The organism is Polymorphospora sp. A560, from assembly GCF_045781765.1.
GTDB lineage: Bacteria > Actinomycetota > Actinomycetes > Mycobacteriales > Micromonosporaceae > Polymorphospora > Polymorphospora lycopeni.
The window spans coordinates 2,427,440-2,444,062 of sequence record NZ_CP122282.1; the positions used below are offsets into that span (position 1 = coordinate 2,427,440).

Annotated in this window: 16 protein-coding genes; 13 read left to right on the top strand and 3 right to left on the bottom strand. The window is 71.1% G+C overall.

Annotated features, from left to right (window positions below):
• The first annotated feature begins 38 nt into the window (after nucleotides 1–38).
• From QCD66_RS11040 to QCD66_RS11095, 12 genes are all read left to right on the top strand, one after another.
• A complete protein-coding gene (locus QCD66_RS11040; RefSeq protein WP_357541852.1) occupies nucleotides 39–842 on the top strand; it encodes an IclR family transcriptional regulator in 804 nt (267 codons plus the stop codon).
• Between the two features lie 47 nt (nucleotides 843–889).
• Nucleotides 890–2,701 (top strand): thiamine pyrophosphate-binding protein, encoded by a 1,812-nt coding sequence (locus tag QCD66_RS11045; RefSeq protein ID WP_375736415.1) that lies wholly within the window; start codon nucleotides 890–892, stop codon nucleotides 2,699–2,701.
• 52 nt (nucleotides 2,702–2,753) lie between these two features.
• Nucleotides 2,754–4,139: an aspartate aminotransferase family protein gene (locus QCD66_RS11050; protein WP_364222497.1), complete on the top strand. Its 1,386-nt coding sequence runs from the start codon at nucleotides 2,754–2,756 to the stop codon at nucleotides 4,137–4,139.
• Between the two features lie 14 nt (nucleotides 4,140–4,153).
• Nucleotides 4,154–5,437, top strand: a complete 1,284-nt coding sequence (locus QCD66_RS11055; RefSeq protein ID WP_364222500.1) for a neutral/alkaline non-lysosomal ceramidase N-terminal domain-containing protein — start codon at nucleotides 4,154–4,156, stop codon at nucleotides 5,435–5,437.
• Nucleotides 5,434–6,360, top strand: coding sequence for a 2-hydroxyacid dehydrogenase (locus tag QCD66_RS11060; protein WP_375736414.1), 927 nt, complete (start codon nucleotides 5,434–5,436; stop codon nucleotides 6,358–6,360). The genes QCD66_RS11055 and QCD66_RS11060 overlap by 4 nt, the downstream gene beginning before the upstream one ends.
• On the top strand, nucleotides 6,357–7,328 hold the full coding sequence (locus QCD66_RS11065) for a hydroxyacid dehydrogenase (RefSeq protein ID WP_375736413.1): 972 nt from the start codon (nucleotides 6,357–6,359) through the stop codon (nucleotides 7,326–7,328). The genes QCD66_RS11060 and QCD66_RS11065 overlap by 4 nt, the downstream gene beginning before the upstream one ends.
• A complete protein-coding gene (locus QCD66_RS11070) occupies nucleotides 7,325–8,263 on the top strand; it encodes a dihydrodipicolinate synthase family protein (protein WP_375736412.1) in 939 nt (312 codons plus the stop codon). The genes QCD66_RS11065 and QCD66_RS11070 overlap by 4 nt, the downstream gene beginning before the upstream one ends.
• Nucleotides 8,260–9,723, top strand: coding sequence for a hypothetical protein (locus QCD66_RS11075; protein WP_375736411.1), 1,464 nt, complete (start codon nucleotides 8,260–8,262; stop codon nucleotides 9,721–9,723). Before QCD66_RS11070 ends, QCD66_RS11075 begins: the two co-directional genes overlap by 4 nt.
• Nucleotides 9,720–10,604 (top strand): sugar phosphate isomerase/epimerase family protein, encoded by an 885-nt coding sequence (locus tag QCD66_RS11080; protein ID WP_375736410.1) that lies wholly within the window; start codon nucleotides 9,720–9,722, stop codon nucleotides 10,602–10,604. Before QCD66_RS11075 ends, QCD66_RS11080 begins: the two co-directional genes overlap by 4 nt.
• Nucleotides 10,601–11,350 (top strand): SDR family NAD(P)-dependent oxidoreductase, encoded by a 750-nt coding sequence (locus QCD66_RS11085; protein WP_375736409.1) that lies wholly within the window; start codon nucleotides 10,601–10,603, stop codon nucleotides 11,348–11,350. Before QCD66_RS11080 ends, QCD66_RS11085 begins: the two co-directional genes overlap by 4 nt.
• Nucleotides 11,343–12,302, top strand: coding sequence for an aldo/keto reductase (locus tag QCD66_RS11090; RefSeq protein WP_375736408.1), 960 nt, complete (start codon nucleotides 11,343–11,345; stop codon nucleotides 12,300–12,302). Before QCD66_RS11085 ends, QCD66_RS11090 begins: the two co-directional genes overlap by 8 nt.
• Nucleotides 12,303–12,594: 292 nt before the next feature.
• Nucleotides 12,595–12,831 (top strand): hypothetical protein, encoded by a 237-nt coding sequence (locus QCD66_RS11095; protein ID WP_375736407.1) that lies wholly within the window; start codon nucleotides 12,595–12,597, stop codon nucleotides 12,829–12,831.
• Between the two features lie 458 nt (nucleotides 12,832–13,289).
• On the opposite strand, the gene QCD66_RS11100 is transcribed toward QCD66_RS11095, so the two are convergent.
• Complete coding sequence (locus QCD66_RS11100) at nucleotides 13,290–14,528, bottom strand: IS701 family transposase (RefSeq protein WP_407567107.1); 1,239 nt, start codon at nucleotides 14,526–14,528, stop codon at nucleotides 13,290–13,292.
• A gap of 441 nt (nucleotides 14,529–14,969) precedes the next feature.
• The gene (locus tag QCD66_RS11105; RefSeq protein ID WP_407567108.1) at nucleotides 14,970–15,713 is read right to left on the bottom strand and encodes an Hsp20/alpha crystallin family protein; all 744 of its coding nucleotides are present in this window, start codon (nucleotides 15,711–15,713) and stop codon (nucleotides 14,970–14,972) included.
• 123 nt (nucleotides 15,714–15,836) lie between these two features.
• Here QCD66_RS11105 and QCD66_RS11110 point away from each other — a divergent pair, with 123 nt between their 5' ends.
• Nucleotides 15,837–16,178: a hypothetical protein gene (locus QCD66_RS11110; RefSeq protein ID WP_375736863.1), complete on the top strand. Its 342-nt coding sequence runs from the start codon at nucleotides 15,837–15,839 to the stop codon at nucleotides 16,176–16,178.
• A 55-nt stretch (nucleotides 16,179–16,233) separates the two neighbouring features.
• On the opposite strand, the gene QCD66_RS11115 is transcribed toward QCD66_RS11110, so the two are convergent.
• Entirely contained in the window at nucleotides 16,234–16,533 is a 300-nt protein-coding gene (locus QCD66_RS11115; protein ID WP_357544294.1) for a MerR family transcriptional regulator, read from the bottom strand.
• Nucleotides 16,534–16,623: the final 90 nt, after the last annotated feature.

Consider the following 16,623-nt stretch of genomic DNA (forward strand, 5'->3'; position numbering starts at 1 on the left):
CATCGCCGGCACCATCCAGAACAGATTCAGGAGGCAGGGTGGCCACCCAGCAGGGAGCCGCGGCAGCAGCCCACACGACGGCCATGTCGCAGTCGATCCAGCGTGCGTTGGATGTGCTCGAAACACTCAGCACCGAGGCGCCGGAGGTCGGGCAGACACTGACCGAGCTGGCCGACCGGCTCGGGCTGCCGAAGTCGACGGTGGCCCGGGTTCTGTTCAACCTCGAGTCGCGTGGCTTCGTCGAGCAGGACGGTCTGCGCCGCTACCGGGTGGGCATGCGGCTGTTCTCGATCGGTGGCCAGGCGCTGGCCAACAGCCACCTGCGGGTGACCAGCCGGCCCTACCTCGAAGACCTGACCCTCCGCGTCGGCGAGTCGTCCTACCTGGGCGTTCTTGACATGCAGCAGGTGCTCTACGTCGACCGGATCGAGTCGCCGCAGCCGGTCAAGTTGCTCTCGCCGATCGGATCCCATCGTCCGGTCAACGCCACGGCGATGGGCAAGGCGCTGGTCGCGTGGATGGACGAGACCGACGTCCGGCGGCTGCTGAAGCGGACCGGCATGGCCTCCCGCACCCGGCACACCGTGACCGAGCTGGACGCCTTCGTCGAGGGGCTCGAGCGGATCCGTGCCGACGGCGTCGCCGTGGACGTGGGGGAGTGGGACGAAGGGCTGACGTGCGTGGCCGCGCCGGTGCGATCCAGCAACGGCGCCGTGGTGGGCGCGCTCGGGATCAGCGGACCGAGCTGGCGCCTCTCCGGCGAGCAGCTCAAGGACGCGACGCGCCTGCTGGCGAAGGCGGTCGCCGACCTCGGCACCGAGCTGGCGCCCACGGTCCGCTGACCGCCGCCGGCCACGACGACGAGCAGAAACGATGACAGGAGGCTTGGGTGGTTGAGGCAGTGCGGGAGCGCGACGATCTCGTCGAGGCTACGACGGAAAGCGGTGTCCGGGCGAAGGTCCGGTCGGGCGCGCAGGCCATCGTGGCGACCCTCGAGGCGTACGGCGTGCGATACGTCTTCGGAATGTGTGGCCACACCAACCTTGCGATGCTGGGCGCGATCGAGCAATCGTCGTTGACCTTCATCGGAGTTCGCCACGAGCAGGTCGCCGCACATGCCGCGGACGGATACTTCCGGGCCACCGGCCAACTCGCCGCCGTGCTCACCACGATCGGACCTGGCCTGACCAACGCCCTTACCGGCATCGGTGACGCGGCACTCGACGGTGCCGGCATGGTCGTGATCGCCGGCGACGTGCCGTCGTATCTCGCCGGTCGGGGCGGCTTCCAGGAGCTCGACCTGCACGGCGAGGCCCAGCAGGTCGAGATGGTGCGGCCACTGGTGAAGCGGGCCTGGAAGGTCGCCAGTCGTGAGGGCCTGGCCGACGTCACCGGCCGGGCCTGCCAGATCGCCCTGGCCGACCAGCCCGGGCCGGTCCTGCTCGACGTACCGATGGACTTCTTCTCCGCCACGTTCCGCGACGACATCCACGTCGCCGCACGTCGCGTGCCGGCCGACCGGCGGACGTACGCTCCGGACACCCAGGTCGCCCGTGCCGCCCACATGCTGGTCGAGGCGGAACGGCCGGTCATCTACGCGGGCGGGGGAGCCGCCCGGTCGCGAGCCCGGGACTCGCTGCTCGCCCTGGCCGAGCACCTCGGCATCCCGGTCGTCACGACGATGGCCGGGCAGGGCGTGATCCCGCAGGACCACCCGCTCTGCGCCGGCTACACCGCGACGGTGGGCACGCCGCTTGGCCACGCCCTGGTCAACAGCGCCGATGTCGTCCTCGCACTAGGCACGCGGTTCGGCGAGATGGAGACCAGCTCGTACGACCCGGAGGTGTCGTTCCGCGTTCCGCCCACCCAGATCGTGCAGGTCGACGTGGACGCCAGCCAGATCGGACGCACGTACCCGGTGGCGCTCGGCGTCGTCGCCGACGTCGGCGCCTTCGTCGGCCAGTTGCTGGCCGAGATCCGTGGGGCCACGCCGCGCCGGAACTGGGAGAGCTCCGCGCGGTTCGCGGCGATCCAGGAAGGCATCCGCGCCTGGCGCGCGGACATCGAGCAGGGTCGGCACAGCGACGCCACGCCGATCACGGTCGAGCGGCTGCTCGGCGACATCCGTGAGGTGCTTCCGCGCGACGGCATCTTCCTCACCGACGTCGGCATCCGCCACCAGGTGGCGCAGCAGTTCGACGTCTACGACCCGCGCGACCACTACGTCGCCTCCGGCTGGGGCACGATGGGCGGCGCGGTCGCGGCGGCGCTGGGCGCCAAGGTCGGCGCGCCGGAGCGGGCGGTCGTGGCGGAGGTGGGCGACGGTGCGTTCACGTCGATCCTCAGCGCTGTCGTCACCGCCGTGGAGTACGACATCCCGGTCGTCTGGGTCGTGATGAACAACTTCGGATACAGCTCGATCTCGGTCTATCAGCACAAGCACGCCCTGGGCGCGCTGGGTACGACGTTCCGTACGCCGGACGGAAAGCCGTACAACCCCGACTTCGCCGCTCTGGCCCAGGCGTGCGGTGCGCTGGGCGCCGTCGTCACCGACCCCGCCGACCTCAGGTCGGCGCTGCGCACGGCGTTGGACTCGGGCCGGCCGTACGTGCTCGACGTGCACACCGAAAAGGCGCCACGGACCCGGGCGACCGGCAAGTGGGACGTCAACGACATCCTCTCCGGCAACCGGAACGCCTGACCGGTCGGCACGTTTCGAACGCACCCGAGGTCGACGATCGTTTGGAGGACCGATGACCGCTGTCCAACCGACGCAGTTGCAGAACATCGACGTGAGCGAGCTTCCGCGGCTCGTGACCGAGGTACCCGGCCCGCGCTCCCGGGCGCTGGTCGACCGGGAGCGCGTGCACAGTTCCCCAGGGCTGTCGGCGCTGTCGACCCTGTCCGGCGTGGCTGTCAACCAGGGGTTCGGCGCGCTTGTCGAAGATGTCGACGGCAACATCTTCATCGACTTCAGCTCCGGCACCGTCGTCACGGTTACCGGGCACGCGCACCCCACGGTCGTACAGGCGATCAAAGCGGAGATCGAGAAGTTCATCCACATCTACGACTACACGTCGCAGTCCCGGGCGGACTTCCTGGACTACCTGGTGTCGGTGCTGCCGGAGGGTCTGGACAGGGTACAGATGTACACGTCCGGCGCGGAGACCGTGGAGGCCGGGCTGAGGCTCGCCCGGTCGCACACGCGCCGCACCGAGTTCATCTCCCTCTACCGTGCCTTCCACGGCAAGACGCTGGGCGCGCTGTCGCTGATGGGCGGCGGCTACAAGAAGGGCTTCGGGCCGCTCGCCAGCGGCTTCTACCAGACACCCAACGCCTACTGCTACCGCTGTCCGCTGATGCTGGAGCCGAAGACCTGTGGCGCCAAGTGTGCCGACTTCATCGAGAACGTCTTCGAGCAGGAGACGACCGGCAACGTCGCCGCCGTCGTGGCCGAGGCGATCCAGGGCGCCGGCGGTGCGATCGTGCCGCCGCCGGAGTACTTCACGAAGATCCAGGAATTCTGCCGCCGCAACGACATCCTGCTCTTCATCGACGAGGTGCTCACCTCGGCCGGGCGTACGGGCAAGATGTGGGCCTCGGAGCACTACGACATCGAGCCCGACATCATGACGATGGGCAAGGGCATCGGCTCCGGCTTCCCGCTGGGCGTGGTCGCCTCGTCGGAGCGGGTCATGTCGTCGCTGCCCTGGGCCCAGCACAACGGCGGCACGAGCACGTACGGCGGCAGCCCGGTCTCCGCCGCCGCCGGCCTCGCCACGTTGATCACCATCGTCAACGAGAACCTCATCGAGAACGCGGCCGTCGTCGGCGCCCACATCAAGGGCAGACTCGAGGAGATGCAGACCCGGCACCAGTCCATGGGGGACGTCCGGGGCAAGGGCATGCTGATGGCGGTCGAGTTCGTCACCGACCGCCAGACGAAGGAGCGGATCAGCCAGGAGGCCGCGGAGTACCTGTACCGGGAGCTCGTGACCAACGGCATCCTCGTCGCCAGCGCCGCCCCGATCATGCGCATCACCCCACCGCTGGTGATGACCCAGGAACTCGCCGACCGGGCGCTGGACATATTCGATGCGGCCGTCGGCCGCATGGAGAACCAGTACCGCATCGGGTGAGGGGCGCCGAGGCCATGAGCAATCTCCAGGTGGGGGTCGGCCGGGTGGACATCACGCCCCGGTCGGCCGTCCCGATGGCCGGATACCCGGTCATCCATCCGATCGACGGCGGCCCACGCGACCACGACGGGTACATCGGCCGGACCGGCGACTTCGTCGACGTGGCCGACCCGACGTACGCCCGCGCGGTGGCACTGACGGACGCCGACGGCACGGCGGTCCTGGTGTCGCTGGACGTCTGCGTCGTCACCGCCGCGGTCACCGCCACCGTGCGGCGACGGGTCCGGGACGCCTACGGGATTCCGGAGACCTCCGTGATGCTCGTGGCGACACACAACCACTCGGGCCCGGACTTCACCGGCCAGTGGGAGCCGGTCGACCCGTCGGTGACGGCGGCGGTCGTAGACGGGGTGGTACAGGCGGTCGCCGAGGCGGTGGGAAGCCGGCAGCCGGCCACGGCCGGAGTCGGCGTCGGGCGCCTCGCGGGTCTGACGATCAACCGACGGGACGCCTCAGGACCGGTCGACCCGGACGTGCCGGTGGTGCGCTTCGACGGCGCGGACGGGTCCTGCCTGGCGCTCGTCTACGGGTACGCCTGCCATCCCGTGATCGTCGGGACGCACAACCGGTCGATCTCCGGCGAGTTCCCCGGCCTGTGCTCGGCGATGCTGGAGGCCGTGCCCGGCGGTCCCCGGGTCGCCCTGTTCGTCAACGGCGGGGCCGGCAACATCAACCCGCGCGCCTTCCCGTACCCCGACGGCGAAAACGTCGTACTCGCCGGTCGGCGTGGCCGGGACCCGAGGATCCGCTCGATCCCCGTAGCGGCCCGCTTCGCCACGGCACTCGGCGGCGAGGTGCTCCGGACGGCCGCGGTGACGGCCACCGGCCCGCTGCGGCCGGGACAGGGTGTCGGCGGCGCGCTCCGGACCGTCGAGGCGCCCCTCAAGCCGGCGGACCAGCTCGACCGCCTGCTGCGACACATCCCGCACAGCCCCGCCGTCGCCAAGGTGTGGCGCACCGCCCGGTCCCTGGTGACCGAGGTGTCGCTGCTGCGCCTCGGCCCCCTGGTCCTGCTGGGCATCCCCGGCGAGCCGTTCGTCGAGACCGCACTGCGCCTGCAGACCCGTACCCCGGACACGCTGCTGCGGGTCGCCGGCTACGCCAACGACTACCCCGGCTACCTGTCGCCTCCGGACGAGATGGCCAAGAACCGGTACGAGAGCGTCGCGACACCACTCAGCCTCGACGGCGTCGCCCAGGTGCTGGACGCCGTCGACGCGATGGCGGGGTCGGTATGAGCGCGGGCACCGTCTACGTCCCTGCGGCGTGGGCCGGCGAGGCGGGCGAGCCGGCCGTCGGGTACGACTCACTGCGGGCACTCCTGGAGTCGGGGACGGTCGCGCCGCCGTCCGCCCTCTGCGTGGACGAGCCCGTCGACGACCGGCTGCTCGCGCTCGTGCCGAGCGGCTGCCTGCTGTCCTTCCCCGGCACCGGTGTGTGGGACCTCGTCGACGTAGACCGTGCCGCCGCCCGCGGCGTGCGCGTGAGCAACATCGCCAACTACGGCACCGACGCGATCGCCGAACACACGTTCGCGCTCATACTCGCGGTCACCCGGTCCCTCCTCCAGGCCGACCGCCGGGTCCGTGCCGGGCTGCCGCCACCTGACTGCTGGGGCACCACACTCGCGTCCCGGGTGCTCGGCGTCGTCGGCCTCGGGGCCGTCGGCCGGCGGACGGCCCAGCTCGGCGCCGCGTTCGGCATGCGCGTGCTCGCCACAGCGAGCCGCGAGGACTCCGTACGGTGGGCGGCCGGGGCCGACGGCGTACGCCTCACGTCCCTGCCGGACCTGCTCGAACGCTCCGACGTGGTCAGCCTCCATCTCCGGTACGCCCGCGGCGACCGTCCCACGCTCGGACGCGTCGAGCTGGCGTCGATGAAGTCGACAGCGATCCTGGTGAACACCGGCCGCGGTGGGCTCGTCGAGCTCACCGCCCTCACCGAGGCGCTCGCCAGCGGCGCGCTCGCCGGAGCCGGACTGGACGTCCTCGACCCCGAGCCGCTCCCTGCCGACCACCCGCTGCTCGCCCTGGACAACGTGGTCCTCAGCCCGCACGTCGCGGCCGGGGCACCACAGGTGCGGCGACGGGCGATCGCGGCGGCACTGGAGAACGCGCGGTCCTTCGTCCACTCCGGCTCTACAGTGGATATTGTGCGATGAGGCCCGTCGTACTGCTCTCCGAGCCCATCCACCCCGACGGGCACCGGCTGCTGGAGCAGCGGGCCACCGTCACGCTCGCGGCGTCGGTCGACCCCGCGAGCCTCCTGGAGCACGCCGAACGGGTCGACGCGGTGATCCTGCGTGCCCGGGGGCGGCTCGACCGGGCGTTCTTCCGCCGTGCGCCGCGCCTGAAGGTGGTGGGTCGCTACGGCGTCGGCGTCGACAACGTCGACCTCGACGCCGCGGCCGAGCACGGGGTCACCGTGGTCAACACCGCCGGGCTCAACGCGCAGTCCGTCGCCGAGCACACCATCGCCATGATGTTCGCGCTGGCCCGGCGGCTGCACCGGCAGGATCGCGCGGTACGCGAACGGGACTGGTCGGCCCGCGACACGCTGGGCGGATCCGAGCTGGCCGGCGCGACCGTAGGCGTCATCGGGTTCGGCTCCATCGGCCGCGCCGTCGCGGCCATCTGCCTCCGCGGCCTGGGCATGCGCGTGCTCTACCACGATCCGTTCCGCGCCGCCGGCGCCGACGGGCCTGCCGCGTCGCCGGTGAGCCTCGACGACCTGCTGCGCCACAGCGACGTCGTCAGCGTCCACGTCCCGCTGACGCCCCAGACCCGCCACCTGGTCGGCGCCGCGCAGCTTCGGGCGATGCGCCGGCACGCCCTGCTGATCAACGTCTCCCGGGGAGCCGTGGTGGACGAGGACGCCCTGGCCGCGGCGCTGGCCGACGGCACGATCGCCGGGGCCGGGCTCGACGTGTTCGCGCAGGAGCCGCCGGAGCCGTCCACCCCGATCCTCTCCGCGCCCAACACCCTCCTCACCCCGCACAGCGCCGCCCTCACCGAACAGGCCGCGCGCCGCGTATCCGTCGGTGTCGCCACCGACGTGCTGGCCGTCCTCGACGGGCTCCCGGCCGTCCGGGCGGTGCCAAAGCCCACCACCACTGGAAGCGTCACATGACCGCCATCCGCCTGCACGGCGTCATCGCGCCGATGGTCACCCCGATGCATCCGGACGAGACCGTCGACGAGACCTCGGCCCGGCGTCTCGTCCGGGCGCTGCTGTCCGCGGAAACCGACGGGCTGTGGCTGCTCGGCACCAGCGGCGAGTTCGCCGCGCTGGACGCCGCGGAACGCACCCGCCTGGTCGAGGTGGTCTGCGACGAGGTCGCTGGACGGGTTCCGGTCGTGGTCAACGTCAGCCAACCCGGTACGGCGCTCGCGATCCGCACCGGTCGGGACGCGATCCGCGCCGGCGCCGACGCCCTGGCGGCGACGCCGCCCTTCTACTACCCACACAGCCCGATGGAGATCGACGGGCACTACCGGGCGCTGAAGGACGCTCACCCCGACGTTCCGCTGTTCGCCTACAACATCCCACAGAACGTCCGACCGGCACTGGAGGCGGCGGGCGTCGTGGCACTGGCGGCGGACGGGGTCCTACAGGGAATCAAGGACTCGCAGAACGACCTGCAGTGGTTTCGCCGCGTCGCGGACCGCACCCGCGAGGTGGTCGGGCCCGACGGGTTCACGATGCTGCTGGGCACACGGACCCTTGTGGACGTCGCGGCCGACGTCGGCGCCCACGGGGTCGTGCCGGCGATGGCCAACGTCGCCCCGTCCGCCTGCCGCCGGGCGTTCTTCAACCCGGGCGACCAGACGCGGGCCGACGTGGACACGATCTCCGCGTACGAGCAGTTGACCGCACACGCCGTCGCGACCTCCGTGAACGCCACCGCGATCTGCGCCGTCAAGACCGCGTTGTGGCACTGGGGCATCATCGCGTCCCCACAGGTGAGCGCCCCGCTGCGGGCGCCCCAGGGAGACGCCCTCCAAGCCCTGCTCACCGCGCTCTCCGCCCTCGCCCCTCTGACGAACCCGGACGGATCTCCATGACCTCAGACACCGACCCCGCCGCCGCTCACCTGCGCGTGGGCGTCGCCCGCGCCGACATCACCCCGCCGGTGGGCATGCGCCTCACCGGGACGCTGCGCGAGGGAGCGTCGGAGGCGGTCGACCGCCCGCTGACCCTCAGCGCACTCGCCCTGCTCGGCGGCCGGACGACGGTCATCGTCCTCGCCTGCGACCTCATCCACCTCTCACCGGACGAGGTCGCGCACCTCCGCCGCGCCGTCGTCGAGCGGATCGGCCCGGCGGACATCTTCGTCAACGTCAGCCACTCGCACGCGACACCGGCGCCGCCCAGCGCCCAGGAGTTCGATCCGGAGACCGAGGCCGATCAGGTCGAACTCGCCGAGGTCTACTTCCGGGGGGTCGTTGCGAAGGCCGCCGGCATCTGCGCGGTCGCGGTCGCGGGCGCGCGTCCCGCGGTCGTCGGGCACGGCACCGGCGCGGTGACGGTCGGCGTGAACCGCCGCGAGGTCGGCCCCGACGGCAACCTGCTGCTGGGGGAGAACCCGGACGGCATCGTCGACCCGACCGTGGGCGTCGTGCGTTTCGACGAGGTCGGCGGCCGGCCGATCGCGGCGGTGGTGCACTACTCCTGCCACCCGGACGTGCTCGGCCCCAAGTCCGGCCTGATCTCGCCCGACTACGTCGGCGCGGCCCGCGAGGTCACCGAGCGGCTCACCGGCGCGACGGCTCTCTTCCTGCAAGGCTGCGCCGGCGACATCGACCCGCTGTGCGGCATCGTGACCGGCGACGATGGGGTCCGCGAGGCCGACCGGCTCGGCACCGAGCTTGGCTGCGAAGCAGTCCGCGTGTACCAGCGGCTCGTCGAGCACCGAGTCCGCGACCACCGGGTGCATTGGCGCTCGTCAACCTCGAACTCGTCGGTCACCGGCTGGGTGTACCAGGACGCCCGGCACACCGACCCGGTCGTGGCCAGCATCTCGACCACGGTCACGCTGCCACTGCGCGAGCTGCCGGCCCCCGACGAGGCCGCCGCCGAGTACGCCGCGGCCGTCGAAAACCTCGACGCCGTGCGGAGCCAGGAGTCCGACCTGCCGAGCCGGCTGCGGGCGCGGCGGCGGGTCATCTGGACCCGGATGCAGATGGAGGCCGCACGGCACGAAAGAACGCTCACGGTCGACGTTGAGGTCCAGGGCATCCGGATCGGAGACCTGGCGCTGATCGGCATACCGGCCGAGCTGTTCGTGGAGATCGGGCTCCAGATCCGGGCCGGTTCTCCCTTCCGCACCACGCTGGTCAGCGGCTACACGAACGGCGTGCTGTTCTATGTGCCCACCGCGGCCGCCTTCGAGCAGGGCGGGTACGAGATCGAGTCGCACCAGAACTACCTGCGGCCGGCCGGGCCGACAACCGAATGGGAGAAGCGGCTCGTCTCCACCGGCCTGGAGGTCCTCGCCGACCTGAACGCGGAGGTGACCCGGTGAGCCCGCGGATCGCGCTGTCCGGATTCTCGTTCGACGGCTACTCCGCCGAAGATCTGCTGGCATTCGCCGGCCGCCTCGGCGTGACCGGCATCGACTACTGGCCCTGGAACCGCGGCACGCATTCGGCCGGCAGCTACCGGCGCCTGCTCGACGACGCGGGGATGAGCGTCTGCTGCGTGAACGTGCCGAGCAAGCAGATCCGGCTCGGCGGCGCCACGCGGCCCGACGACGCCCGGCGCGTCGTCGTCGCGGCCATGGACGACGCCGTGGCGCTCGGCGCGCCGGCGATCCAGGTGTACTGCGCCACGCCCGACGTGCGTACCCGGGGCGAGGCCGTCGACATCCTGGCCGACCAGCTCGCGCCACTGCTCGACGAGGCCGCGAGCCGCTCCCTCACGGTCCTGGTGGAGAACAACCTGGACCAGCGCGGCGAGGACGTGTACGGAGTCAACGCCTCGCGATCCGTGGAGAGTCTCGAAGCGCTCGCCCGGCGAACCGGACCTGACGGCGTGCGCGTCTGCTACGACCCGGCGAACTTCGTGGCCGTCGGCGAGCCGGCGTTCCCGGAGGCGTACGAGCGGTTGCGGGCGTACATCGGAGGCGTCCACGCCAAGGACTGCGTCCGCTTCGAAGAAGCGCATCGCGACCGGCCCGAGGCGCGGCGGCTCTTCGTCGACGGGCTCGAAGGGCCTTTCCTGGCCGTCGTCGTGGGCCAGGGCGCCGTCGGCTGGCCCGCCCTGATCGACCGACTGGTCGCGGACGGATACGACGGCTGGTTGACGATCGACCCGTTCACCAGCCCGGAGCTTCTGGAGGAATGGTGCGTAGCGAGCCTCGATGCGGTCACGGGGATGATCGCCGCGGCCGAGGGGGCCCGGTGACGGCCGACTGGTGGGGACTGACCGGACGGCGGGTCCTGGTCGCCGGTGTGGGCGGGCTCGGCCGCTCGGTGATCGAGGCTCTCGCCGAGCTAGGCTGCGTCTGTGCCGCCCTCGACCGGTCGGCGGACACCCTCGACGAGCTGGCGACCGCCCATCCGGGTCTGCCGACCCGGCAGGTCGACCTGACGGATCGGGAAGCCACGCGCGCCGCCGTCAACGAGATGGCCGCCCGGCTGGGTGGGCTGGACGTCGCCGTCCACGCGGTCGGCGTCAACGACCGGCAGCCCGTCCTGTCCGTCACCGCAGACGCCTGGCGGCACCTGCTCACGGTCAACCTCGACTCGGCGTTCCACTTCGCACAGGCCGCCGGCGCGATCATGACGGCGGGGCGCCAGGGCCGGCTCATCCTCTTCTCGTCAGTGGCCGGGACGCTGGCGCACCGGGACCACGGCGCCTATGCGGCCTCCAAGGGGGCGCTCAACCAGTTCGCCCGGGTCATGGCCCACGAGTGGGCGTCGGCCGGCGTCACCGTGAACACGATCGCGCCGGGCTACACACCGACCGGTCTGACCATCGGCCATCTCGCCAAGCCGGGGGTCGAGAACGCGCTCACCGGGCTCGTCCCGGCCGGGCGCCTCGGCCTGGTAGAGGACGTGCAGGGCGTCGTCGCCCTGCTGGCCTCGCCCCGATCGGCCTACATCACCGGCCAGGTCATCCACGTCGACGGAGGACGGACTCTTGTCTGATCGCAACGCCCTCGCCGCACGGCTGCCCGTCGCCGGCACCGACCTTCGGGTCGCGCCGCTCTGCTTCGGCGGCAACGTCCTCGGCTGGACCTGCGACGAACCGCAGTCCCGGGCCGTGCTGGACGCGTACGTCGCGGCCGGCGGCAACTTCGTCGACACGGCCGACCAGTACTCCTCATGGGTCTCCGGCAACGTGGGCGGCGAATCGGAGACGATCATCGGACGGTGGCTGGCCACCGGCGTCGACCGAGGTGAGCTGGTGATCGCGACCAAGTGCGGCCGGATGCCAGGCATGGAAGGGCTGGCGCCGGCGACCGTCCGTGCCGCGGTCGACGACTCACTACGCCGGCTCGGCACCGACTACGTCGACCTGCTGTACGCCCACCTCGACGACACCGAGACCCCGCTCGAGGCGACGCTGGAGACCTTCGACAGCCTGGTCCGGGCCGGCAAGGTCCGGTACGTCGCCGCGTCCAATTACGGCGCCGAACGGCTGGACCAGGCGCTGAAGACCGCGGCCGCCAACGACTGGGCGCCGTTCGTCGCTTTGCAGGCCCACTACAACCTGGTCGAGCGGGAGGCGTACGAGACGGACCTGCGGGCCGTGGTGGCCCGGCACGGCCTGGCATGCTTCCCGTACTACGGCCTGGCGAGCGGATACCTGACCGGCAAGTACAGCAGCGGGTCGGCGCCGGCCAGCGCCCGCCGGGCGGCCGCAGACCGGTACCGGGAACGCGGCGGGGAGCGGGTGATCGACGCTCTGAGGGTGATCGCCGACCGGCGTGCGGTGGCGCTCGGCGCGGTGGCCCTCGCCTGGCTTGCCCACCAGCCGACGGTTGTCGCTCCCATCGCGAGTGCCCGCACGCCGGCCCAGCTGACCGAGATCATCGCCTTCGCGGGGCTGGCTCTGGATACCGACGAACTCGCCGCGCTCGACGGCGCCAGCCGCTGACTGCGGTAAATCGAGACACATAGGTGAACTGTGAGTGTGATGGTGCGGTTCTGAGATCGTAGGAGCCGTGCTTCCGCGGGCCGTGGTCTGACCCGCAACGCAACCGGCTCAGTCGATGCCTTCGCTCCGATCTGTCGACTGTGGCTCGCGGGAGGGCCTGCTGTCACCAGACCGGTAGGGCGTGTCCCGATAGGGGCCTTGCTGCGAACAAGGGCACCATCACAGTTCTGACCGCCCTGCCGGCCTGGCGATGGCCATCCGCCGTCCCAAGCCAGCAGGAGACGAACAGTCCATGCCCAGCATGCCAGCCACCACCGCCGACAGCGCGCCCGACCCGGCCGGCGAGGAGATCATCCTCGGCATCGGCACCCACAAGGACGCCCACGTCGCCGCGGTGATCACCGCGCTCGGCGTCCAGGTCACCTCCGCCAGCTTCCCGACCACCGCCGCCGGCTACCGCCGCCTCGACGGCGCTCCTCGCCGACGGTGCCCCCACCCCCGAATGCGCGGACGCCCGCTACCGACATGACCGCAGTGGTCGTGGAGGCCATCCTCGCCCCGTCCGGTAGACGTGCGGCACCCCGGAAACAGTGACCGATCCGAACTCGCGAACCGCAACTGGTCGATCAGTTCAGGCACATTACGCAACGCGACCAGTCGGTCGGCCCGCTTGTCACCGGTGGGCTCCGCCCGCCGGCCCGCCAGGCGGGGACCACGCCGACCTGGTCGATCCAGTTATCGATGACGTTGACCGGGACTGGGCGCTGCTACGGGTGGACGCGGTCCAGGAAGTCCCGCATCAGCGCCAGCACCTCAGCTACGGCCCGATTCCCCGCGAGGTCCGGGACGCCCACCGCGACGCCCGCTGACCCACGCCTCTACCGGAAGGAGACCAAAGGGATGCGCGTCATCGCTCCGCTGCGGCACCCACATGGCCGGCCGCTCCGTACGCGTGCCCGGGCGGCTACCTGCCCTAGTACTCCAACGTCAGTTCGCCTGTCTGCGCTGGTAGTGGGATCGTCGGGCTCGGGCTTGGGATGTTCGTCGCCAGATGGACCAGTGCATGGTGTGTGCTGGTGGGAGTGGATGGGTGAGGACGAGGGCGTTGAGGAGTCGGCGGATCTCGGCGACGGTCAACGCGATGACCTGCGGGTCGGGGTCGGGCTGTCGGACGGTGGCGGCGAGGGTGGTCAGGACGGCCAGGGCGAGCATTGCGAGGGTGATGAACCGGTGCCAGCCGGTCCAGCCGCGGACCTGGTAGTGGTCCAGTCCGACCTGGCCCTTGCCGGTCTGGAACAGTTCCTCGATGCTCCAGCGGGAGCCGGCCACTCGTACGAGGGTGTGTAGCGGTACGGGGCGGGGTGACCAGCACAGGTAGAAGGCGAGGTCGCCGGTGGTGCGGTTGCGGCGGATGAGTAGCCACCGGTGTTCGCCGGGTCGGGTGGCGGTGGTGATCCAGGCCCACAGGTAGTCGCGGTGTCCTTTGGCTCCCGGTCCGCAACTGCGTGGTTGCCATCCGGTGGTGGGGATCCGTTCGGCGAGGGTGTCGCCGCGCACGAGGGTGCGGCCGTCGTTGACCGCCACGCGCCGGTCGCAGCCGACTGCCAGGACGTAGCCGATCCCGTAGGTTTCCAGGTCGGTGCGTAGGCCGGGGTCGGCGCCGTAGACCTCGTCGGCGGTCACCCATCCGACCGGGACACCGGCGTCGATCGCGGCGGTGATCATCTGTCGGGCCAGGGCCGGTTTCGTGGCGAAGCCGACCTGGTCGGGGACGCCGGCGGCGGTGAGGCGTTCGGGCTGGTCGCACCAGGTCGTCTCCGGCAGGTAGAGCCGACGGTCGATCATCGCGCGGCCCGCCGGTGACACGTAGGCCAGGAACACCCCGACCTGGCTGTTCTCCACACGCCCGGCGGTGCCGGTGTACTGGCGCTGCACCCCGACCGAACACGCGCCCTTCTTCAGGAAGCCGGTCTCGTCGGCGACGAGCACGGCGTCGGGGTGACCGAGCTGTTCGACCAGCCAGTCACGTACGTCGTCGCGGACGGCGTCGGCGTCCCACACCGCGGTACGCAGCAGTCGCTGCATCGCCTGCGGATCGGCGTCACCCGCGTGTTCGGCAAGCGACCAGCAGGTCTTGCGTTCCACACCGGACAGCAGCCCTTCCACGAACCGCGCCGTGGTCGCCCGCGGTTGCGCCCGGGCGAACCTGCCGGCGACACGCGTCACGGCCTCGTTTAGGACGACCCGCCACCTGGCGGGGTCTACGCTGTGGCACGCGGCCACCGCACGATCTTCGGTTGTCCTCACAAACCATCGATGATCGCCGCGGTGGCCGTCCTCGTACCCGCGCCACGCCCAACGCCAAAGCCAAGTGACGTTGGAGTACTAGGCCGCCGCCCGACGGGCGCGCGACCAGTGGCTCGCCTCGACCAGGGCCAGCGCACAGCTGGCGGCTGGACCGTGGAGAGGTGGTTGCGTCACTGCCTCGATCAGCACAGTACTCAACGCATCTCAGTCCTGAACTCGCCGTGTCGAGGGCGATCGGACAGACCCAGCGCAGCCAGTGCACCAGGCAGATCGAGCACCAACCCGCGGGCAGGTCGCGGTTTCGGGCCGGCCGGGGGCGAGAGGAACCTCTCGCCCCCGGCCGTGGCGGTGTGGAGGTGGTCAGGACTTGGTGAGGGCGGGCGTCGCGGAACCTTCGACGACCTCGTGCCGGCGGCCGTCGGTGGCGGTGATCGCGATACGGCGCGGCTTGGACGCCTCGGCGAGCGGGATCGTCAGGGTGAGGACTCCGTCCTGCCAGGTCGCGGCGATCTTGTCGAGGTCCAGCCCGTCGCCCAGGGCGATCCGCCGCTCGAAGGTGCCGGTCGGTCGTTCGCGTCGGACCCACTGCACGTCGTCGTCGGTGCGGGCGGAACGCTTGGCGCGGATCGTCAGTACCCGCCGGTCGACGTCGACCTGCACCGAGCCGGGATCGACGCCGGCGAGGTCGCAGTGCAGGACGTAGTGGTCACCGGAGCGGTAGAGATCCAGCGGCATCGCCTGGGTAGCGGCGCCTGCGATGGCCGTACCGGTACCGAACACCTGACCGGCGACGCGGTCGAACTCGCGGAAAGGATCGAAAGTCAGCACCACGGATACCTCCTCCAGAGCCGTCCGCCGGGCCTTCCGGCGGACACGTGGCACTCGGCCAAAGATCGATTCTGCCGAGCCACTGCAGGCTTCCCGCGGTGCATCACCGCGATCGACCAGCAGCGACGGGTCCTTTTTAGCACTCCTTCGCGTCGAGTGCCAACCTCTTACGAAGATCCACTTCAGCTTCCCCTCGGGGCGTCGCACTGCGCCGCACACCGGGTCATCGACACCGTCCTCCGGACGGCCGTGCTCGATCAACTCCAGCGCCGACATGCCTCACGTGATCGCAGGAGGACCATGCCTCCGCGACACGGTTCGCGGGGCCACCCGTAGACGCGGCATCCTGTGCCGGCGCCCATCCAGCGTGGCTGTCCTGTCGGGTGGCATGCTGAGGATATGACGCTCGCCTGGCGGGGTACCGGTGAGTGGGTGGATGCCGGGTACCGGGCGCACTGTCAGGAACGGGCGCGTACCGCTGCGGTGATGCGGGCAACGGCTGAGCAGTTGAGACAGGCTGCGGCGATCCTGTATTCCAGTGCCGCGGCGACGCCGAGCGGGCAGAGGGCCACGCGGTTGCGGGCTTTGGGCGACGCGGTGCTGGTGCAGGCGGACGACATCACGGCGCGGGCGGACCGGCTAGGGCGGGATGGCGGCTGGGACGAGTCGTTGCGCCCGTCCGGGCGTCTGCGGCATAAGGCCGGGGCTGCGGGCGGTGACGACGAACGGCCCCTGCCCTGAGGGGAGGGACCGTGTGGCGGTTGCGTCGCCCGGTCTGTCGCCGGGTCGGGTGTGGTCAGCCGGGATGCTGTTGGTTGTGCCGCAGGGCTTCCTCGAGTTGGTCTTCGAGGATGATGATCCGTACGGCGGAGGCCATGTCGGTGCCCTGGTCGCACATCTCGCGGGCGCGGGCGGCCAGGCGTAGTTGGTATCGGGAGTAGCGGCGGTGGCCGCCGCCGGAGCGGTGCGGGTCGATCAGTTTCGCCTCGCCGAGCCGGCGCAGGAAGTCTGGCGAGCAGCCGACGATCTCGGCCGCGCGGCCCATCGTGTAGGCCGGGTAATCCTCGTCGTCGAGCCTGTCATCCGGTTGTGTCATGTACACCTCCATCACGAGGGCCCCGGCGCCGTAGCGCCGGGGCCCAAGGGTTACGGGTCAAAAACACCATTCACCGACGGGAACGTCGGT